This window comes from Arthrobacter sp. P1_B9 (assembly GCF_056406495.1).
Window position 1 is genome coordinate 220,518 of sequence record NZ_JBFUAA010000004.1, and the last position, 19,319, is coordinate 239,836.

The 19,319-nt window shown below is 68.5% G+C and carries 18 protein-coding genes; 6 read left to right on the plus strand and 12 right to left on the minus strand.

What is annotated here, in order from left to right; genetic code table 11:
* Positions 1 to 10 precede the first annotated feature (10 nt).
* From folP to dacB, 7 genes are all read right to left on the minus strand, one after another.
* Complete coding sequence (gene folP / locus AC1D1A_RS08220) at positions 11 to 952, minus strand: dihydropteroate synthase (RefSeq protein ID WP_230007205.1); 942 nt, start codon at positions 950 to 952, stop codon at positions 11 to 13.
* Positions 953 to 963: 11 nt separating this feature from the next.
* The gene (gene folE, locus AC1D1A_RS08225; RefSeq protein ID WP_476947495.1) at positions 964 to 1,608 is read right to left on the minus strand and encodes a GTP cyclohydrolase I FolE; all 645 of its coding nucleotides are present in this window, start codon (positions 1,606 to 1,608) and stop codon (positions 964 to 966) included.
* 9 nt (positions 1,609 to 1,617) lie between these two features.
* A complete protein-coding gene (gene ftsH, locus AC1D1A_RS08230) occupies positions 1,618 to 3,684 on the minus strand; it encodes an ATP-dependent zinc metalloprotease FtsH (protein ID WP_223914706.1) in 2,067 nt (688 codons plus the stop codon).
* 198 nt (positions 3,685 to 3,882) lie between these two features.
* Positions 3,883 to 4,434 (minus strand): hypoxanthine phosphoribosyltransferase, encoded by a 552-nt coding sequence (gene hpt, locus AC1D1A_RS08235; RefSeq protein WP_018774939.1) that lies wholly within the window; start codon positions 4,432 to 4,434, stop codon positions 3,883 to 3,885.
* Positions 4,435 to 4,464: 30 nt separating this feature from the next.
* Positions 4,465 to 5,499, minus strand: a complete 1,035-nt coding sequence (gene tilS, locus AC1D1A_RS08240; RefSeq protein ID WP_476947547.1) for a tRNA lysidine(34) synthetase TilS — start codon at positions 5,497 to 5,499, stop codon at positions 4,465 to 4,467.
* A gap of 98 nt (positions 5,500 to 5,597) precedes the next feature.
* Positions 5,598 to 6,758 carry a zinc-dependent metalloprotease gene (locus tag AC1D1A_RS08245; RefSeq protein WP_476849915.1) on the minus strand — a complete coding sequence of 387 codons (1,161 nt, stop codon included), beginning with the start codon at positions 6,756 to 6,758 and terminating at the stop codon, positions 5,598 to 5,600.
* A 153-nt stretch (positions 6,759 to 6,911) separates the two neighbouring features.
* Positions 6,912 to 8,405 (minus strand): D-alanyl-D-alanine carboxypeptidase/D-alanyl-D-alanine endopeptidase, encoded by a 1,494-nt coding sequence (gene dacB / locus AC1D1A_RS08250; protein ID WP_476870205.1) that lies wholly within the window; start codon positions 8,403 to 8,405, stop codon positions 6,912 to 6,914.
* A 142-nt stretch (positions 8,406 to 8,547) separates the two neighbouring features.
* Here dacB and AC1D1A_RS08255 point away from each other — a divergent pair, with 142 nt between their 5' ends.
* From AC1D1A_RS08255 to AC1D1A_RS08265, 3 genes are all read left to right on the plus strand, one after another.
* Positions 8,548 to 9,039 (plus strand): inorganic diphosphatase, encoded by a 492-nt coding sequence (locus AC1D1A_RS08255; protein WP_018774943.1) that lies wholly within the window; start codon positions 8,548 to 8,550, stop codon positions 9,037 to 9,039.
* A 127-nt stretch (positions 9,040 to 9,166) separates the two neighbouring features.
* Positions 9,167 to 9,922: a DUF429 domain-containing protein gene (locus AC1D1A_RS08260; protein WP_476873316.1), complete on the plus strand. Its 756-nt coding sequence runs from the start codon at positions 9,167 to 9,169 to the stop codon at positions 9,920 to 9,922.
* A gap of 79 nt (positions 9,923 to 10,001) precedes the next feature.
* Positions 10,002 to 10,601: a hypothetical protein gene (locus tag AC1D1A_RS08265; RefSeq protein WP_223915353.1), complete on the plus strand. Its 600-nt coding sequence runs from the start codon at positions 10,002 to 10,004 to the stop codon at positions 10,599 to 10,601.
* Positions 10,602 to 10,652: 51 nt separating this feature from the next.
* Here the strand turns inward: AC1D1A_RS08265 and AC1D1A_RS08270 are convergent, their stop codons facing one another.
* Together AC1D1A_RS08270 and serS are read right to left on the minus strand one after the other, a co-directional pair.
* Complete coding sequence (locus tag AC1D1A_RS08270) at positions 10,653 to 11,588, minus strand: HAD family hydrolase (protein ID WP_476849918.1); 936 nt, start codon at positions 11,586 to 11,588, stop codon at positions 10,653 to 10,655.
* 144 nt (positions 11,589 to 11,732) lie between these two features.
* The gene (gene serS, locus AC1D1A_RS08275; protein WP_476886759.1) at positions 11,733 to 13,013 is read right to left on the minus strand and encodes a serine--tRNA ligase; all 1,281 of its coding nucleotides are present in this window, start codon (positions 13,011 to 13,013) and stop codon (positions 11,733 to 11,735) included.
* Positions 13,014 to 13,091: 78 nt separating this feature from the next.
* On the opposite strand from serS, the gene AC1D1A_RS08280 reads away from it, so the two are divergent.
* Positions 13,092 to 14,156, plus strand: a complete 1,065-nt coding sequence (locus AC1D1A_RS08280) for a diacylglycerol/lipid kinase family protein (RefSeq protein WP_476947496.1) — start codon at positions 13,092 to 13,094, stop codon at positions 14,154 to 14,156.
* Positions 14,157 to 14,206: 50 nt separating this feature from the next.
* Here AC1D1A_RS08280 and AC1D1A_RS08285 read toward each other — a convergent pair whose 3' ends face one another.
* The 3 genes from AC1D1A_RS08285 to AC1D1A_RS08295 form a co-directional block, all read right to left on the minus strand.
* Positions 14,207 to 14,428, minus strand: coding sequence for a hypothetical protein (locus tag AC1D1A_RS08285; protein ID WP_018774949.1), 222 nt, complete (start codon positions 14,426 to 14,428; stop codon positions 14,207 to 14,209).
* A 94-nt stretch (positions 14,429 to 14,522) separates the two neighbouring features.
* Positions 14,523 to 15,506, minus strand: a complete 984-nt coding sequence (gene pheA / locus AC1D1A_RS08290; protein ID WP_230009146.1) for a prephenate dehydratase — start codon at positions 15,504 to 15,506, stop codon at positions 14,523 to 14,525.
* A 19-nt stretch (positions 15,507 to 15,525) separates the two neighbouring features.
* Positions 15,526 to 15,852 carry a rhodanese-like domain-containing protein gene (locus AC1D1A_RS08295; RefSeq protein ID WP_476947497.1) on the minus strand — a complete coding sequence of 109 codons (327 nt, stop codon included), beginning with the start codon at positions 15,850 to 15,852 and terminating at the stop codon, positions 15,526 to 15,528.
* Between the two features lie 288 nt (positions 15,853 to 16,140).
* Between AC1D1A_RS08295 and AC1D1A_RS08300 the strand changes: the two genes are divergently transcribed.
* Together AC1D1A_RS08300 and AC1D1A_RS08305 are read left to right on the plus strand one after the other, a co-directional pair.
* On the plus strand, positions 16,141 to 17,616 hold the full coding sequence (locus AC1D1A_RS08300) for an amidase (RefSeq protein WP_476947498.1): 1,476 nt from the start codon (positions 16,141 to 16,143) through the stop codon (positions 17,614 to 17,616).
* 543 nt (positions 17,617 to 18,159) lie between these two features.
* Positions 18,160 to 19,305, plus strand: coding sequence for an alcohol dehydrogenase catalytic domain-containing protein (locus tag AC1D1A_RS08305; protein ID WP_476947499.1), 1,146 nt, complete (start codon positions 18,160 to 18,162; stop codon positions 19,303 to 19,305).
* Positions 19,306 to 19,319: the final 14 nt, after the last annotated feature.

The window sequence follows — 19,319 nt, forward strand, 5'->3', positions numbered from 1 at the left end:
GCCGGCCGGATCAGTTGGTGCCGGCGTGGGCGGAACCGGCCGGTGCCGGGGGAACCATGCGGGCGGCGACCTTGACGGCGTCCAGGCTCGCGCCGACGTCGTGCACGCGCACAGCCCAGGCGCCGCGGAAGGCGCTGATGGCGGTCATGGCGGCGGTGGCGGCGTCGCGTTCAACCGGCTGGGCGGCCTTGCCGGCCACGGTCAGGAGGCTGCCGAGGAAGCGTTTGCGTGAGCCGGCGACGAGGACCTTGTGGCCCATGGCCTGCAGGACATCCAGGTGCTGCAGGAGCTCCCAGTTCTGGCCCTCATTCTTGGCAAAGCCCAGTCCCGGGTCCACAATGATCTGTTCCGGCGCGACCCCGGCGGCGTACAGCTTGTCGCGGACGCCGGCGAGCTCGGTCACGACTTCCCCGGCGACGTCACGGTAGTCCGTCAGGGAGTTCATGGTGCTGGCGTCGCCGCGGCGGTGCGTGAGGATGTAGGGGACCTTGGTGCGGGCGGCGAGTTCGGCCATTTCCGGTTCCATGGTCAGGCCCGAGACGTCGTTGATGATCGCGGCGCCGGCCTTCAGGGCCGCGGCAGCCGTCGCGGCGTGGGTGGTGTCGATGCTGACCAGGGCGCCGGCCTTGACCAGGGCCTCTATGACCGGCAGGACCCGGCGCTGTTCCTCGTCAGCGCCGACTGCCGTGGCACCCGGGCGGGTGGACTCGCCGCCGACGTCGATGATGTCCGCCCCGGCGTAGAACATCCGCAGCCCGGCCGCGATCGCCGTGTCCGCCGTCGCGTGGGCTCCGCCGTCGCTGAAGGAATCAGGGGTGACGTTGAGGATTCCCATCACCAGCGTCCGGTCCGTGGGCAGGTCCTGGAACTTCGCCGCCGGGCGCGGTTTGCGCAGGATGGGCAGGGGCGAAGTGGCGGGGCCGGTGCCCGGGGCTGCAGCTAGGGAGTCCATGGTCTGTGTTCTTACCTTCCGAGTATGAGGCTCATGGCTTCGGCACGGGTGGCCGGGTCATGGAGTTGCCCGCGCACTGCGCTGGTGACGGTCTTGGCGCCGGGCTTGCGGATTCCCCGCATGGACATGCACAGGTGTTCACATTCGACGACGACGATCGCGCCACGCGGATTGAGGTGCGTGACGAGGGCCTCGACGATCTGGGTGGTCAGGCGTTCCTGGACCTGCGGGCGCTTGGCGAACATGTCCACCACGCGCGCCAGCTTGCTCAGGCCCGTGACCTTGCCGTCGTGGGACGGGATGTAGCCCACATGCGCCACCCCGTGGAACGGCACCAGGTGGTGCTCGCAGGTGGAATAGAACGGAATGTCCTTGACCAGCACGAGTTCCTCGTGCTCGAGGTCGAAGGTGGTGGCCAGGATCTCGGCGGGGTCGTGGTGCAGGCCGGCGAACATTTCCACGTAGGCCTTGGCCACCCGCTTCGGGGTGTCCAGGAGGCCGCCGCGGTCCGGGTCCTCACCGATCGCCAGCAGGATTTCCCGTACTGCCGCTTCGATCCTGGGGCGGTCCACTTTGGACTTTGAATGCGGGGCTCCCCCGTCCCCCGCCGAAGCAGCGGCGGGGGCGGGAACGTCGTCGTCGAAGTTAGAAGTCACAGAAGAAGCCTAGCCGGGATGACCATCAGTCCCGATATCTGTTGCACCGCCCTGGAAGGACTCCTGCCCGCCGACGCCCTGGGCATGCGGGGGCTGGGCATCCAAGGGCTCTTCGAGCCGGGCGTGGGTGGCTTCCTCCTGGGCTTCACGCTCCGCCTTTTCGCGGCGTGACTCCACGGGGCCGGCGGTCTGAAGCGTGCGGGTCTCCTTGGAGAGCCAGACGTCGCGGAAGTCGCGCTTGCGGATGTTGGTGAAAATTTGCGCGATTTCGGCCTGGTTCAGTGTTTCGCGTTCGAGCAGTTCCAGCGCCAGCTCGTCCAGGACATCCCGGTTTTCGGTCAGGATGGCGTAGGCCTCATCATGGGCACCGTCGATCAGGCGGCGCACTTCCTCGTCGACGATGTAGGCGATCTGGTCCGAGTAGTTGCGCTCGTGGCCGGCGTCGCGGCCCAGGAACGGCTCGCCGCCGCCCTGGCCGAGGCGCACGGACCCGACCCGTTCGCTCATGCCGAACTCGGTGACCATCTTCCGGGCGATCCCGGTGGCCTTCTCGATGTCATTCGACGCGCCCGTGGACGGATCATGGAAGACGAGTTCCTCGGCGACGCGGCCGCCCATGGCGTAGGCCATCTGATCGAGCAGTTCGTTGCGGGTGATGGAGTACTTGTCGTTTTCCGGGACCACCATGGTGTAGCCGAGGGCACGGCCGCGGGGCAGGATGGTGATCTTGGTGACCGGGGCGGAGTTCCGCAGGGCAGCCGCGACGAGGGCGTGGCCGCCTTCGTGGTACGCGGTGACTTTGCGTTCGTGTTCCTTCATGACCCGGCTGCGCTTCTGCGGGCCGGCCATGACGCGGTCGATCGCCTCGTCCAGGGCGCGGTCATCGATCAGGTTGGCGTTGGACCGGGCCGTCAGCAGGGCGGCCTCGTTCAGGACGTTGGCCAGGTCCGCGCCCGTGTAGCCGGGGGTCTTCTTGGCAACAGCCTTGAGGTCGACGCCGGCAGCCATCGGCTTGCCCTTGGCGTGCACCTGCAGGATCTGGTCGCGGCCGATCAAATCGGGGGCCTCAACCCCGATCTGCCGGTCGAAGCGGCCCGGGCGCAGCAGGGCCGGGTCCAGGACGTCGGGGCGGTTCGTGGCGGCAATCAGGATGACGTTGGTCTTGACGTCGAAGCCGTCCATTTCCACCAGCAGCTGGTTCAGGGTCTGCTCGCGCTCGTCGTTGCCGCCGCCGATTCCGGCGCCGCGGTGCCGGCCGACGGCGTCGATCTCATCGACGAAGATGATCGCCGGCGCGTTGGACTTGGCCTGCTCGAAGAGGTCGCGGACACGGGAGGCACCCACGCCGACGAACATTTCCACGAAGTCGGAGCCTGAGATGGAGAAGAAGGGTACGCCGGCCTCGCCGGCAACCGCGCGGGCCAGGAGGGTTTTGCCGGTGCCCGGAGGGCCGTAGAGCAGCACGCCCTTGGGGATTTTGGCGCCAACGGCCTGGAACTTGGCAGGTTCCTGCAGGAATTCCTTGATCTCCTCGAGTTCCTCGACGGCCTCATCGGCGCCGGCGACATCGCTGAAGGTCACCTGGGGCATGTCCTTGTTGACGAGCTTGGCCTTGGACTTGCCGAACTGCATCACCTTGGACCCGCCGCCCTGCATCCGGGAGAGCAGGAACCAGAACAGGACGCCGAGCAACAGCACGGGCACCAGCAGGGAGAAGAGCCCGGAGAACCAGTTGTTTTCGATCGGCTGGTCGGTGAAGCCGCCGGACGGTTTGGAGTCCGTGACGGCCTTGACGACGTCCTGGGCGCGGGCGTTGACGAAGTAGAACTGGACGTTCTTGCCCTTGTCCTGCCCGTCGACCTGAAGGTTGTCCTTCAGGACCAGGTCCACCCGGTTCTCGGCGTCAAAAATCTTGGCCTGTTCAACCTTGCCGCCGGCTGTCAGCAGCTCAAGGCCCTTGTCGGTGTCAATCCGGCTGGCGCCGCCCGGCGCAAGCGTGGCAAATGCCAGCAGCAGCATGGCCACCACGACGACAATCCAGATGCCGGGGCCCTTGAAGAAACTCTTAGCTTTCATCTGTTCGGGGCTGGCCCCGTCCCTCCTGGTAGTGCTGCACGGCGACCGGTCTGCGCGCGTGTGGTGCTGCGTCAGCTTCTAGCTATACACCGTCGCACTACCTCACGCACGGCAAAGGGCAAAAGTTCCCTGTGGGCGTAGCGGGGCCGGGCCTCCGGCCGCCCGGGGCCCGGGCGGGGTTGCCATCGCGTGAACGATTTACTCGTAGACGTGCGGGGCCAGGGTGCCGACGAAGTCCAGGTTGCGGTACTTCTCGGCGTAGTCCAGGCCATAGCCCACCACGAACTCGTTGGGGATGTCATAGCCGACGTACTTGACGTCGATCTTAACCTTGGCGGCCGTCGGCTTGCGGAAGGCGGTGCAGATTTCCACCGACGCCGTGCCGCGGGATTCCAGGTTCGTCTTGAGCCAGGACAGCGTGAGGCCGGAATCGATGATGTCCTCGACGATCAGGACGTCTTTGCCCATGAGGTCGGTGTCGAGGTCCTTCAGGATGCGGACCACGCCTGAGGACTGCGTGCCCGAGCCGTACGAGGACACGGCCATCCAGTCCATGGAGACGTGGGTGTGCAGCGCACGGGCCAGATCCGCCATGACCATGACGGCGCCCTTGAGCACGCCCACGATCAGGAGGTCGCGGCCCTCGTAGTCCTTGTCGATCTGCGCCGCGAGTTCGGTGATCCGTTGCTGGATCTGTTCCTTGGTGTAGAGAACGTGTTTGAGGTCTGCCTGGACGTCGTTTGAATCCACCAATGGCTCCTGTGTAGATGCGGGGTGCGACTAATTTCGGGGCGGCTGTTGAGGCCGGAATACAAGCTTCCCACAGCGGGCGGCTTCGCGGGGAACACTTGCGGCGGACGGCTCCGCCGCAAGGAGCTGCGCGAGCGAGAGCCGGTAGACGCTGACCGCGCCGGGAAGCTCCACCGGGCCGGCCGATCCCTGCCGGCGCAGGAGCGCTTCCGCCGCGAGCAGCCGCTGGTAGCTGGGCTGCTGACCGCCGACGGCGGCGGCGGCCTTGGCGATCACCCGGAACCTCACGGCCGGGGCCAGGTCCCTCAGCCCGGCCTCCGGAAGGCTGATCTCCTCCCCTGTCTGCTGGCGCAGCCGCTCGAACGTGTCGTTCGCCACGTCCTCCAGGTAATCGGCGTCGAGCTGCAGGATCGCGGCCGTGCGGGCGAGCGATTCGGCAACGCCGGGGCCAAGCTTGTCCTCCAGCAGGGGCAGCACCTCAACCCGGGTCCGGGAACGCGCGTACACGGGATCGGTGTTGGACGGGTCGTGCCAGGGCTCGAGGTCCTCCACCCGGCAGATCTCCAGGGTGTCCGCACGCCGCAGGCCCAGGAACGGGCGCAGCAGCCGGCCGCGGGCCGGCCGCATCCCGGCGAGGGACCGGGTGCCCGACCCGCGCGCCAGGCCCAGGAGCACTTGTTCGGCCTGGTCATCGAGGGTGTGGCCGAGCAGGATGGCGGTTGCACCTGCCTCATCCGCGGCGGCCTCAAGGGCAGCATGGCGGGCGTCCCGGGCGGCGGCCTCTGGGCCCGCGCCGCTGGAGGCGACGTCGACAGCCCGGATCGTCACGGGAGAGAGCCCGAGCTCCTCGAGGGTGCGGGCCGTGGTGGCCGCGACCCCGGCCGAGCCCGGCTGCAGCTGGTGGTCCACGACGACGGCGCCGACAGAGACAGGATGGCCGTCCACGTGGCCCCGGCGCCCGAAATAGGCGGCGACGGCGGCGAGAGCCAGCGAGTCCGGCCCGCCGCTGCAGGCAACCAGGACGCGGTCCGGGTAGCCGGCCGCGGCGAGGGCGTCCTGCAGCATTTTTCGTGCCGTGCCGACCACCGGCGCGAGGCGGCCGGGCCGGCGTCGTCCGCTGGAAATCGAGGTCGAACCGGCGCCGTCGGGGGCAGTCATGGCGGCTAGAGGCCCATCCGGTCGAGCCAGAGCCGGGAGTCGTGGATCTCGGGTTCGCTGGGGAGGTGGTCCGCGGACTCCCAGACTTTGTTGAAGCCTCCCATGCCGGCGGCGGCCACCACTTCCCGGACGAACTTGGCGCCGTCACTGTACTGGCGCATCTTGGCGTCGAGGCCGAGCAGGTTGCGGATGAATTTCTCGATCATGCCGCGGTCCTGGCCGCGGTCGTTGAAACGTTGCCGGATGGTCTTCACCGAGGGAACGATGCTGGCGTCCACGGCGTCCATGACCACATTGGCGTGACCTTCGAGCAGGCTCATGAGGGCAGTCAGGCGGGACAGGGCCGCCTTTTCCTCCGGGTTCTGGAGCAGGTCCAGGATGGCGCCGCGTCCGGGCGCGGCGCCGGGTGCCGCGCGGTCCTTCAGCGATTTCGCGGCCGCCGAGGCCCGTTCCATCAGGGAATCGACATTGCCCAGCAACAGTCCGCTGAGGTTTTCGATCTCCTGGAGCATGTGGTGCCGCAACCACGGTGCGGCGGCGAACTGCACCCGGTGGGTCTGTTCGTGGAGGCAGACCCAGAGCCGGAAGTCCGCGGGTTCGACTTTCAGTTCGCGTTCCACGGAGATGATGTTCGGCGCTACGAGCAGCAGCCGTCCGGAAGCGGGGGCCGTGGAGTTTTCGGCCAGCGCGGAGAAGGGATCGTACTGGCCCAGGACTTTGCTCGAAAGGAAGGCCAGGATGGCGCCGAGCTGGCTGCCGGTGATGGCCGCGCTGACCCCGGCAGCTCCGGGGCTGAGGGAACCACGGCCCTCCAGCAGCTTTCCCATGGCGGGCTTGAGCATGACGGCGAAGCTCTGCGTGTTGGCCTTGGCCCATGAGGCCCGGTCCACGACGAGGACCTCGGAGTCGCGCAGGTCCCGGGCGGCGTCCAGTCCGGTGATGTGGTGGACGTGCGGCACGGAAATGTCCGCCATGAGCCGCAGATTTTCGACGGCGGCGCCGATCTCGGCGCTGCCCAGGACGGGGCCTGCCGGCGTCAGCCGGGCTGCCGTGGATGCGGCGAGCTCCCAGTTGATGAGATCCGGGACCTGGACCGATGCCGCACTCGGCGTCTTGGGTGATGTCTCGCTTGATGTCTCGCTTGCAGAGGACTCCATGGGGTCCATCAGATCACAGGGCCCCGACAATGCGCCTTAATTTTCGCTGACCGGCGAACCGGCCGGGGCTCCATGAACCCCGGCCGAAGGGCCAGACCGGCGCGAAGGGCCAGACCGGCGCGAAGGGCCAGACCGGCGCGGGGTCCCGGCCGGCCGGCGCCGTCAGCGGCAGCCGCAGCCGGCGAGGACGGCGGCGGAGCGGTCCAGTGCGGCCTTGTTCGCGGCGCCGGGGGTCAGCCCGTTGCCGACGAAGGAAAAGACCAGGAGCCGGCCGTCGGCGTCGACCACGGAACCGCTAAGCGCAATGACCGTGTTCAGTGTGCCCGTCTTGGCGCGGACCAGCCCGGCGCCCGCGGCCGAGGCCGCATCCGTGTAGCGGTCCCCCAGGGTGCCGGTGAGCCCGGCGACCGGGAACCCGCTCAGGGCGGCGCGCAGCCGGGGGTCTGTGCCCGAGGTCATGGCCCGGACCACGTCCGTGAGCTGCCGGGCCGAGACCCGGTTGGCCAGGGCAAGGCCGGAGACGTCCGCGGCCCGGAGCGAGTCAGTGGGAACGCCCATGTCCTTGACCTGCTGCAGCACGGCGGCAATGGCGTCGTCGCTGCTGCCGGGCCGGCCGACGCCGAGGGCGGTCATCCGTCCCATCACCTCGGCGAGGTAGTTGTCCGAGGTCTGCAGCATCATGTCCACCTGCTGCCCCACCGTGGCGGACTGGACCTCGGCCAGGACTTTGGCGTGCCCGCCCTCCGGCGCGTCACCGGTCCGGCCCCGGGCGACGCCGGGGGCAACGGACAGCCCCCCGGCCGCCGCGGCCGCCGTGAGCCGGGCGGCGAACACCTCGGCGGCGGTCATGGCGGCGTCCTGCGGGCGGGGTCCGGTGGTCTTGGCGGGATCGAACCTCGCGGAGTTCAGCGCCAGCGGGTACAGCGGGGCCATCTCCCCGGCGGCGACGTCCTCTGGGCTCCACGCCTGGCTGAGCGAGGGGCCGCTGAAGAGGGAGTCATCCAGCAGGACGTTCACCGTGCCGGTGACGCCGCCGGCTTTGAGGGCATCTATAGTGGCCTTCGCGAGCGTGGTCAGCCCGGCGCGGCCCAGAACGGCGCCCGGGGCCGATTCCCCGGCGCCCAGAAGGACATCGCCCCCGCCGGTCAGGACCACTGAGCCGGGGGTCGGCCCTGCCAGCACCCGGGTGCTGAAGCGGCGGTCGGGGCCCAGGACGCGCAGGGCCGCGCCGGCTGTGAGGAGCTTCATGTTCGACGCCGGAACGCGGGCCTCGTCGGCAGCCCGGTCGAAGAGGACCTGCCCCGTGGCGGCGTCCTGGACGATGCCGGTGAAGGTGCCGGCGCCGTCGGGCTTAAGGGTCTGGTTCAGCTGCGCGGCGAGGGGTGCCCCGGCCGGAACCGGCGCGGAAGCGCTGAGGGGCCCGACTGCCCCCGAACTGTTGCCGGGAGGGCTCAGTGTTGCGGGGATCTGCTGCCAGGGCGGTGCTGTCTGCGAGGCGTCGGAGGACCTGTCATGGCCGAGGAATGCCGGGGCGATGGCGATGCCGGCGGGCACTGCCACGGCCACCACGAGGAGGGTCTGGAGCAGCAGCGCGGGCATCCTGCGACACATGCCGGGCGCCGGCCGGGTACCCTCGCGGCTGGTTCTCGGTTTCATGCTGCTGCTGGTCCTTAGTCCTGAAATGTCCCCACTAGTTCCTGAAACCAGCGCCTCTCGCTATATCCTCAATAGTAGTCGGCGGCACCGACAGCCCTTATGCACGTGCCGCGAACCCCCTGAATTCGTCAAGGAGCATTCCATGAAGCATGACGTGACCATCGAGATCCCCAAGGGATCGCGCGTCAAGTACGAAGTCGACCACGAGACCGGCCGCGTCCGCCTGGACCGCGTCCTGTTCACGTCGATGCAGTACCCCACCCACTACGGTTTCTTCGAGAACACCCTGGGTGAGGATGGGGATCCGCTGGACGCGCTGGTGCTCCTGCAGGACTTCGACCTCTACCCCGGCGTGATCGTCGAGTCCCGCCCGATCGGCGTGTTCAACATGACCGACGACGGCGGCGGCGACGCCAAGGTCCTGTGCGTCCCGACCGATGCCCGGTTCGACCACATCAAAGAGATCAGCGATGTCAGCGAGTTCCTGATCAAGGAAATCGAGCACTTCTTTACCCGTTACAAGGACCTGGAGCCGGGCAAGTGGGTCAAGGCCGAGGGCTGGGGCGACCGTGCCGCCGCCGAAGCCGAACTGGCGGCCTCCATCAAGCGTTACGTTCCGGCAGCCGGCCACTGACCGTTCCTGCACTCCAGCGCGGGGTCACGTACCGCCCATCCGGGGTTCCGGAACGGGCGGTACGTGACCCCGCGTTTTTGTTGGGCGTTTTTCGATTGGCGGTCATTCAAGTGGCTGGGGCGCGGTGATGCGGACTCTCGGCGTCGACCTCGCTGCCGCCGCGAAGAAGACGGCGGCGGCCGTCATCGAATGGGATGGCGGTGCGGCGCGCCTGGCGCATCTGTCGTTGAACGTGGGCGACGAGGAGATCCTCCGCCTCTTCGACACCAGCGCCATGACGGGGATCGATTCCCCCCTCGGCTGGCCGGACGCGTTTCTTCCCTTCATCGCCGGGCACCTGAGCTTCGAACCCCATCCGGTGCTGGACCATGACGGGATCGAGGGCCGCCGGCTGCTCGCCTACCGCGACACCGACCGTTTCGTCACCGGCAACACCGGCATGATCCCGCTCAGCGTCTCCGCGGACCGGCTGGCCCACCCGGCGATGCGTTGCGCGGTGATTCAGGCGAAGATCGCAAGGGAGTACGGTCCGCAGGCCAGGGACGGCAGCGGCCGGCTTGCCGAGGTGTACCCGGCGGCGTCGCTGAAGCTCTGGGGGATCCATGCCCGCGGCTACAAGGGGCGCGGGGCGCCGGAGGCGGAAATGCTGTCCTCAGCGGTGGCGGACCTGGCCGTGAAGGCGCCGTGGCTGGACCTGGCGGAGTACCGGGCCGATCTTGCGGCGTCCGATGACATGTTCGATGCCCTCATCGCCTCCCTGTCCGCGCGGGCCGTCGCCGTCGGCGCGACGCTGCGGCCCGGGCCCGGGCACGCCGCGGCGGCCCTCACCGAAGGCTGGATCCACCTGCCCTCCGGCCAGCTTTCCGGCCTCGCTTCCCGGTAACCGCCTCTGTTACGGCCCCGGCACAGCACGCCCGCCAACAACTTGCCCCGCAAGTGCCAGCAGGTAGTGTGTCATCAGAATGTTCACGCTGACCATCAATCAAACCGACAGCCGGCGCGACGGCGACCGCGTGCCGCAGCTCCTCAAGGACCTGCGGCACATTCCGGCGCGCCTTGATTTCGACCGTTCCGTCGAGGATGAGGTCCAGGGGATCCTGGACTGTCCGCATCAGACGGTGGAAGCGGCCATGATCGCCCTGCGCAGCGGCAGCTGGTACGTGGGCATTGGCGTGGGCCCGGTCAATGAACCCCTGCCGAACCAGATCAAGGACGCCTCCGGGCACGGGCTGATCTATGCCCGGCGCGCGGTGGATCGCCTCCGGAACCACAAGGACCGCGTCCGGGTGGCCGTGGAGGGTCCGCTGGCCGATCTTGCCGCAGAGGCGGAAGCCGTGCTGCGCCTCCTGGGCCACATTGTGCACGACCGCAGCCACGCGGAATGGCGCGTACTGGACTTGCTCACCCCGGGGGTGCGGGGTCAGCAGAAGGCGGTCGCAGAGGAACTCGGGATCACCACCCAGGCCGTGAGCAAGGCCGTGGCCCGGTCCCAGTGGAATGAAGAACACGCGGCCCGGCCCGCTGCGGCGCGGCTCCTGGGCCTCATCCTCGACGTCCGCTAGCCGTCCCGGCCCCTCCCCGGAACCGCCCGACCCGGCCGCGCCTTTGAGGCCTTAGAGGAGGCTGCGAAGCACGTGCGCGGCGCCGTCGTCGTAGACCGATTTCGTCACTTCGTCAGCGGCGGCAATCACCTCAACGGGGGCCTGGCCCATGGCCACGCCGCGGCGCGCCCAGGTCAGCATCTCGATGTCATTGCGGCCGTCGCCGACGGCGACAGTGCGGTGCGTTTCGATGCTGAGCCGGTCGCGGAGCTGTTCCAGTGCGCTGGCCTTCGTGACACCGGCAGCGGCGATGTCCAGCCACGCCGTCCAGCCCACCGAATACGTGACGCCGGCGAGCCCGATGTGGCGGATCGCGGTGTTGAATTCTTCGGGCGTATTCTCCGAGCTGAAGACCACCACGCGCACGGCGGTTGCCTCCAGCATGGTCTGGAAGTCGACGCCGACCGCTTCGACGCCGAAGCTGGCGTCCTGGAAGCGTTCCGTGGACAGGAAGTTGCCGTCCCCGTCCTCGAGCGCGTACTTGGCCGAGGGCAGCCGCTTGCGCAGCGCGCGAAGGACCGGCCCGGGGTCAAACGTTGCCTTGTGGAGGATTTCGTAGCCCTCGGGCAGGCCGGAGTCGACGCGCAGGATCACACCGCCGTTGGAGCACACGGCGTAACCGTTCTCGATCCCGATGTGTTCGATGACGGGCAATGTGGCGTTGAGCGAGCGGCCGGTCGCGATCATGACGTGGTGGCCTGCGGCCACCACGGCCTGGGCGGCCTCGCGGACGGGAACCGACATGTGCCCGTCGTGGTCCACGAGGGTGCCATCGACGTCCAGGGCGATCAGCATCTTGTCGCCGGCCCGGTTCCGGGAGTTTCCCACCCGGGCCGCGCTGGCCGGGGCCGCCGTGTTCTGGTCTGTCGTGTTCTGGTCTGTCGTGTTCTGGTGTGTGGTGCGCCGGTCATCGTTGCCGGCGACTGAGGATTCAGTCATTGTTGTCATCTCACAAGTAGAGCAGAGACCCCCGACTGCCGCTAGGACACACGCCACAGCGAGGCGTGAACTTGCGGTAAACACCCACGGAATGTCCCCGTTGTGGGCGTTTACCCGGCGGCCATCGGAGGCCTGGCTGGGGTCGGATCGGGGTTAGAGGACGGGGAAGACCGTCATGCCGCCGAGGTACTTCTGCAGGGCGGCGGGGACGTTGACGGAGCCGTCGGGGTTCTGGTGGTGCTCCAGGATGGCGACGATCCAGCGGGTGGTGGCCAGGGTGCCGTTGAGCGTGGCGACTGCCCGCGTGCCCTTGGGCGCGCCGTCCTCGTTCAGAACCCGTTCCCGGATGTTCAGCCGGCGCGCCTGGAACGTGGTGCAGTTCGACGTCGAGGTCAGCTCCCGGTATGCGCCCTGGGTGGGGACCCAGGCCTCACAGTCAAACTTCCGGGCCGCGGAATTGCCCAGATCGCCGGCGGCGGTGTCAATGACGCGGTACGGGAGCTCGCACTTGGCCAGCATCTCCTCTTCCCATGCCAGCAGGCGGGCGTGCTCGGCGGCAGCGTCCTCAACCGTGGTGTAGATGAACATCTCCACCTTGTTGAACTGGTGGACCCGGATGATGCCGCGGGTGTCCTTGCCGTGCGAGCCCGCCTCGCGCCGGTAGCACGAGCTCTGGCCCGCATAGCGGATGGGGCCGGCCGAAAGGTCCAGGATCTCGTCGGCGTGGTAGCCGGCGAGGGCCACCTCCGAGGTGCCCACGAGGTACAGGTCGTCCTCGGCGAGACGGTAGATCTCGGCGTCGTGCTTGACGTCAAAGCCGGTGCCCTGCATGGTTTCCGGGCGGACCAGGGTGGGCGTGATCATGGGGACGAAACCGGCGTCGATCGCCTGTTCCATGGCCATCTGGAGCAGCGCCATTTCCAGCCGGGCGCCGACGCCGCGCAGGAAGTAGAAGCGTGAACCGGAAACCTTCGCCCCGCGTTCCATGTCGATGGCCCCGATCAGCTCACCGATCTCGAGGTGGTCCTTCGGCTCGAAGTCGGGGAATTCGCGCGGCGTGCCCACCGTCTTGACCACAATGTAGTCGTCCTCACCGCCGGCCGGGACGCCGTCCTCGATCAGGTTGGGGATGGTCCGGAGGAGTTCGTCCTGGGCGGCCTGGACGAGATCGGCCTCGGCCGATGCCGCTTTGACGGAGGCCGCCAGAGCCTTGACCTCGGCGAGGAGGGCCTGCTTTTCTTCGCCCTTGGCCTGCGCGACCTTCTTGCCGTACGCATTCTGCTCGGCCCGCAGGTTCTCGAACCGGATCAGGGCTGCCCGCCGGGCCGAGTCCCCTGCGATGATCGCGTCCACCGCGGATTCGTCGGCGCCTCGGGCGCGCTGGCTGGCACGGAACTTGTCCGGATTTTCGCTGAGGTCTTTTACGTCGATCACCAGACAAGAGTATCCAATCCGGTCACGGTTGCCCGGCAAGCCGGCCTGCATGCGCTGGCGGGATACTGTTGGATCACAATGCGCGACTGGCTGCTCTACCTCGTCATCGCTGGGGCCCTGGTCTTTGCCGTCTCCAGCTGGTGGGGGGTGCGCCGGCTGAAGGCCAAGCACACCCGCCGTGCCGTGTGGGAGGAAACCCACAGCCCGGGCCCGGGCCGCCAGAAGGTGGCCGTGGTCCTGAACCCCATCAAGGCCAAGTCGGCCGAGGCCCGGGGCCTGATTGAGGCAGCGTGCGCGGCGGCCGGCTGGCCGGCGCCCCGCGTCTTTGAAACCACCGCAGAGGATCCCGGCTTCTCGCAGGCGCGGGCTGCGGTGGCCTACGGGGCCGACGTCGTCCTGGCCGGCGGCGGCGACGGTACCGTGCGTGTGGTGGCGGAGGTCCTCGCCGGGACGCACACCGCCATGGGCGTGATCCCGCTGGGCACCGCAAACCTCTTGGCCCGCAATGTGCATCTGGAGGTCAACGACCTGCCCGGCAACGTGCAGGCCGCCCTGTTCGGGCACCAGCGGTTCATCGATACGGCGCGGCTCACCCTGGAAAATTCCCTCACCGGGGAGTCAGCGCAACACACGTTCCTGGTGATTGCGGGCATCGGCATGGACGCCGAAGTAGTCAGCGACACCCTTGACGGCCTGAAGAGGGCGGTGGGCTGGCTGGCGTACACGGAAGCCGGGGCCAGGCACCTTCTGGGGCGCCGCAAGAAGGTCTCCATCGCGCTGGATGGCCAGCCTGAGCAGGCCCGGAAGATCCGCAGCGTCCTGTTCGCGAACTGCGGCCTGATCCCCGGGGGAATCGATTTCATCCCGCAGGCCATGATCGATGACGGGATGCTGGACGTGGTGGTGATGAGCCCGCGCAGTGCGATCGGCTGGCTGGCCATGTACACAAAGATCGTCCTGAAGCACAAGAAGGACCTGCCGGTCATGACGTATTACCGGTGCGGCAAGATCACCATCCGGTGCCCGGAACCTATGCCCACCCAGGTCGACGGCGATCCTTCCGGCGAGGCCACGATGGTCACCGTCGAGGTGGACCCCGGATCCCTGCTGGTGAGGGTAAAGGACGGCGCCAAAGGCCGCTAGGCCGACGGCGGCTGGAGCGCGCCAGGCTGGAGTGCGCCAGGAGCGAGGGACTAGGCGCTGGCGGCCTTCTTGGCCTCTGCCGCCTTCTTCGCCTCGGCCGCAGCCTTGGCGGCCCGGGCTTCGGACTGCTCACGGATCATTGCCTGCTCCTCTTCGAAGCGCAGGCGGTCCGCGCGGTCGGCGTCGTCGCCGTCCCAGTCCTGATTTTCAGCTGTCGGCTTGGGATTGACAATCATTCCCTGGCCGTCATTTTCTGTGCTGGTGCCTGACATGACCCGCTCCCTCCCGTAGGGGAATTCCCCAATATGGATCAGGTAAGCATACGCACAGTTGGGAGGGCGTGGAAGTGCGCCCTATGGCATTTGCCTACGCTCTGGGCGAAGCCCCCGGGGTATATTCCGGCACAGCGGATGCGCCGCCCAGTATGTCTTTCACCCACGCATGCGCGGCGCGGAATGCCTGGTCGGAGGTATGCGGCGCGACGCTGGTCCGGTGGCCGTCGGCACGCTGGTAGGACCCGAGGAAGCGGGTGGCCGGGCTGATCCGGTGAAGACCTGCGAGCGCGTCGGCCACCCGGGCGTCGGCGACATGGCCGTCGGCGTCAATGCTGAAGAAATAGTGGCCCAGGTACTGCCCGGTGGGCCGGGATTCGATCCGGCTCAGGTTTACGCCGCGGGTGGCGAACTGGTCCAGGATCTCCATCAGCGCACCCGGCCGGTCCTCGGGCAGCGGCACCACGACAGTGGTCTTGTCGGCTCCGGTGGGGGCCGGCAGTTCGCCCGGGCGGCCCACCAGCACGAACCGGGTGACGGCTCCGGGGTTGTCGCCGATGTTTTCCGCCAGCACCTTCAGGCCCGGCTGCTCGGTGGCCACGATCGGGGCGCAGATCGCGGCGTCGTAGTGGGCGCCGTCGCCATCCAGCAAGCCCATGGCGGCAGCGGCGGTGGAAGAACCGGGAATGTATTCCGCATTGGGAATATTGGCGTCCACCCAGAGCCTGCACTGGGCCCAGGCGTGGCCGTGGGTGGAGACGCGCCGGATGTCCCCGAGCGCCACGCCGGGCCTGGCCACCAGGACGAAGCTGATGGGCACCAGGGCCTCGCGGAGGATCCGGAGTTCCTGGCCGGTGGCGATGGCGTCGAGGGTGGCGGTGACCCCGCCCTCGACCGAGTTTTCGATCGGTACCATGGCCGCATCGGCGGAGCCGTCCCGCACCTTGTCCAGCGCCGTGTTCACATTCGAGGACGGAATGCGGATGGCCTCCGCCGCGTCCGGGACCTGCATCAGGGCCGCTTCGGTAAAGGTGCCCTCGGGTCCGAGGAATGTGTAGGTGAGCGTCGGTGCGGGCATCAGTTTCTTCCTTCTTCAGTTACAGGACAACCGGTTTGAGGCCGTTATCGGACACCAGCGGCATGCCGGCCTCAACCCACTGGTCCATGCCGCCGGCCACATTCACGGCGGAATATCCCATTCCGACCAGCCACTGGGTGGCCCGGAAGGAGCGGCCGCCGGTGCGGCAGATGACGTAGACGTCCTCGTCCGGGTCCAGCTCCTCGATCCGGGCCGGCAACTGGTCCATGGGAATGTGCAGGGCACCCTCGGCGTGGCCCGCAGCCCACTCATAGTCCTCGCGGACGTCCACGATCTTGGCACCATCGGGGATGCCAGACACGCTTACGCTCTGGAAGTCGCTCATGTTGACCCTTTCCGCAGAATTCAAGCTCCGATCCCAGCGTATCCCCCGCCGCTGGCACCGCACCCCCGCTGGCGGCACGTTACGCTTCTGGGGACCGCAAAGGAGACCTCATGGCTGCCGAACACCCCGCGGAGCGGCCGGTCCGCGGCCCCCGCCACGGGACATGCCCTCCCCTGGCCGCGCGCGCTGGGCATGATGCCAACGTGTCCTTCCGCCGGACCCAGGAAGGGGCATGTCCCCCGGGCAGCTGGCCCGCGCGGCCCCACGTACGGCCGGAGTCCTGCCTCCTTGGCTGAAATCCACGAACTCTCCGCCGTCGAGCTCCGCGATGCGCTCCGTTCCGGGGAGCTGTCCGCCAGGGCCGCCGCCGATCATTTCCTGGACCGGATCGAAGCCGAGAATCCGCACCTCGGTGCCTTCATCACGGTCACCGCGGAACAGGCGCGGAAAGACGCCACGGCAGCTGACCGGCGCTACGCCCTCCGGAGCCGGAACGGCGGCGCCTTGCCCCTGCTGCACGGAATGCCGGTCGCCTTCAAGGACCTGACGGATGTGGCAGGGGTCGTCACCACGCATGGAAGCGCGGCCCTGGAACGCAAGCCGGCCTTGGCCGACGGCGCAGTTCCCGCCGCGCTCAAGGCCGCCGGGGTCCTCTCGCTGGGCAAGACACAGGTCCCGGAGTTCGGCCTGACCGCCTACAGCGAGAACCGGATCGCCCCGCCGTCGCGCAATCCGTATGCACTCAGCCGCAGTTCGGGCGGCTCCTCGGGCGGCAGCGCTGCCGCGGTGGCCGCGGGGCTGTTGCCGTTCGCCCCAGGGTCCGACGGCGGGGGCTCCGTGCGGATCCCGGCCGCGGCATGCGGACTGGTCGGGTTGAAGCCCGGACGTGGGCTTCTGCCGGCCGGGGAAAGCTCAGGCGATCCCGCGCAGCTCGTGGTTGCCGGACCGCTCGCCCGCTCCGCCGCCGACGCCGCGCTGCTGCTGGATGCTCTGGTGCCGGGCCCGGACAATCAGGGTGCGGGCGAACAGGGTGCGGGCGGTCCGGGCATGGGCGGCCGGGCGCACGCCGGCTATCTCGAACTGACCGCCAGGGAGCCCCGCCCGCTGAGGATCGGCATAAGTCTCGACAGCCCGTGGCAAGCGAAGTTTCCCTTCATCCCGGACAGTGAGGCGCTCGACGCACTCGCGGACGGCATCTCGCGGCTGGAGGCGGCGGGGCATGAGACGATGGAAGCCGCGATTCGCTACGACAACCGCTACCCGGATGCTTTCACCACAGCCTGGACGGCCGGCATTGGCAGCGCGCGCATCTCGCCGCAGCGCGAGGCGCTCCTGACGCCGCTCACCAGGACTTTCCGCCGGCGGGCACAGCAGCGCAGTGCAGCCAAACTCAACGAATCCCTCGGGTTCCTCCGGCAGTTCCAGCAGGACACGATTGTCCAGTACGCCCAATGGAACCTCATAGTGACGCCGGCCCTGGCGCAGACACCCCGCCCGGTGGGCTGGTTCACGGGCGCGACCCACGGCGGAGGCTACTGGCCGGCCGCGGAATGGGCGGGCGACGCCGACGGCGACTACCGCAAACAGTGCGAGTACGCTCCCTGGTCATCCATGGTCAACGTTTGCGGGCTGCCGGCCATCAGCATCCCGGTGCACTGGACCGGCGGCGCCCCTGGTTCCGGCCTGCCGATGGGCATCCAGGTGATCGGGCCGATGGGCTCCGAGGGGCTTCTGCTGCAGGTGGCCGCCCAATTGGGCTTCTAGCCGTGGACCCGGCACTCACCCGTGGGCATGCCCACTCCTGACGCCGCGCAGGGGACATGTCCGGAACTCACATCGGGCACCGGACATGTCCGTCCTCCACCAGTCGGGACATGCCCATTCCGCACGCCGCGCACCGGACCCGCCCGCCCTTCACGCCGCGCAATGGACATGTCCAGCGCTCATCACGGACATATCCGCCCGTGGCCGAGGCGGGTGGACAAAATGCCATCATGTCCACGCCCGGGCGCCAAGAATGAGCATGTCCCCCGGTGAGGCCCAGGAACTCAGCCAACACTCACCCCCCCCCCGGGCACCAAGAATGAGCATGTCCCCAGCAGGCATCCAGGAACTCAGCCAACGCACACCCCCGGGCACCAAGAACGGGCATGTCCCCCGGTGCGGCCCAGGAACTCAGCCAACACACGCACCCCCGGGCACCCCAAGCCCGCGGCCGCCGTCGTACCCCCCAGCCCCCAAATGGACGCTGGCGGCGGCAGGCGGCTATCGTTCACTCAAACCCGACCAGGCCGCGAAAGAGGATCGATGAAGATCACCGGTGCAGTACTTGAGGAAATCGGCCGCCCCCGCCCTTTCGCGGAGTCCAGGCCGATCAGCATCTCCGAGCTGGAACTGGCGGCTCCCGGGCCCACCGAGATCCTTGTCCGGATGGAGGCCGCCGGGATTTGCCATTCGGACCTGAGCGTCGTCGACGGCAACCGGGTCCGGCCCGTTCCCATGCTGCTGGGCCACGAGGCCGCGGGCCGCATCGTGACGGTCGGTTCCGGCGTCACGGACCTGCAGCCCGGCCAGCGCGTGGTCATGTCCTTCCTGCCCCGCTGCGAGAACTGCGCGAACTGCGCCGAGGACGGCCGGCTGCCCTGCACGGCAGGGTCCAAGAGCAACAACGACGGGACCCTGCTGCACGGATCCCGGCTCCTGAGCCGCGACGGCGAGCCCGTCCACCACCACCTTGGCGTCTCAGGCTTCGCCACCCACGCCGTCGTGGACCGCGCTTCCGCCGTGCCGGTGGACGACGACATCCCCGCGGACATTGCGGCAGTGCTGGGCTGCGCCGTGCTGACCGGCGGCGGCGCGGTGCTCAACGCGGCCCGGCCCCGCCCGCAGGACAGCATCATGATCGTCGGCCTCGGAGGGGTGGGCATGGCGGCGCTCATCACCGCCGTCTCGCAAGGAATCTCGCGGATTGTCGCTGTGGACACGCTGGAGCAGAAACTCGATCACGCCCGCCGCCTCGGCGCCCACGAGACATACACCCCGCAGCAGGTCCTCGACGCCGGGGTCAAAGCCAGGTTCGTGATCGAGTGCGCGGGAAATCCCCGCGCGTTCGAGACCGCTTTTGCCGCCACCTCCCCCGGCGGCACCACCGTCACGGCGGGACTGCCCTCCCCCGAGGCCCGCGCCCAGCTGGCGCCGCTGACCGTCACCGCCGAAGCCCGGACGATCGTGGGCAGCTATCTGGGCTCCGCCGTCCCGTCGCGGGACATCCCGAAATACGCCCAGTTGTGGCGGGACGGGAAACTGCCCGTCGAGGAGCTGATCTCGGACCGCATCGCCCTGGCCGATATCAACCGGGCCATGGACCAGCTGGCAGACGGCCACGCCATCCGGCAGATCATTATGTTCGACGCCAGCGAGCCCGCCCAGGAGCCCGCCGGCGAGCCCGTCTAGGACACAGCAGCCCA

Bases quoted from the DNA above. Each gene is read 5' to 3' on its own strand.
- AC1D1A_RS08285 (WP_018774949.1), bottom strand. From the start codon at position 14,428: ATGTCAGGCACCAGCACAGAAAATGACGGCCAGGGAATGATTGTCAAT.
- dacB (WP_476870205.1), bottom strand. From the start codon at position 8,405: ATGAAACCGAGAACCAGCCGCGAGGGTACCCGGCCGGCGCCCGGCATG.
- AC1D1A_RS08270 (WP_476849918.1), bottom strand. From the start codon at position 11,588: ATGACAACAATGACTGAATCCTCAGTCGCCGGCAACGATGACCGGCGC.
- tilS (WP_476947547.1), bottom strand. From the start codon at position 5,499: ATGCTGCAGGACGCCCTCGCCGCGGCCGGCTACCCGGACCGCGTCCTG.
- AC1D1A_RS08295 (WP_476947497.1), bottom strand. From the start codon at position 15,852: ATGAGCGACTTCCAGAGCGTAAGCGTGTCTGGCATCCCCGATGGTGCC.
- AC1D1A_RS08245 (WP_476849915.1), bottom strand. From the start codon at position 6,758: ATGGACCCCATGGAGTCCTCTGCAAGCGAGACATCAAGCGAGACATCA.
- AC1D1A_RS08280 (WP_476947496.1), top strand. From the start codon at position 13,092: ATGCGCGACTGGCTGCTCTACCTCGTCATCGCTGGGGCCCTGGTCTTT.
- AC1D1A_RS08265 (WP_223915353.1), top strand. From the start codon at position 10,002: ATGTTCACGCTGACCATCAATCAAACCGACAGCCGGCGCGACGGCGAC.
- AC1D1A_RS08255 (WP_018774943.1), top strand. From the start codon at position 8,548: ATGAAGCATGACGTGACCATCGAGATCCCCAAGGGATCGCGCGTCAAG.
- AC1D1A_RS08260 (WP_476873316.1), top strand. From the start codon at position 9,167: ATGCGGACTCTCGGCGTCGACCTCGCTGCCGCCGCGAAGAAGACGGCG.
- pheA (WP_230009146.1), bottom strand. From the start codon at position 15,506: ATGCCCGCACCGACGCTCACCTACACATTCCTCGGACCCGAGGGCACC.
- AC1D1A_RS08305 (WP_476947499.1), top strand. From the start codon at position 18,160: ATGAAGATCACCGGTGCAGTACTTGAGGAAATCGGCCGCCCCCGCCCT.
- folP (WP_230007205.1), bottom strand. From the start codon at position 952: ATGGACTCCCTAGCTGCAGCCCCGGGCACCGGCCCCGCCACTTCGCCC.
- ftsH (WP_223914706.1), bottom strand. From the start codon at position 3,684: ATGAAAGCTAAGAGTTTCTTCAAGGGCCCCGGCATCTGGATTGTCGTC.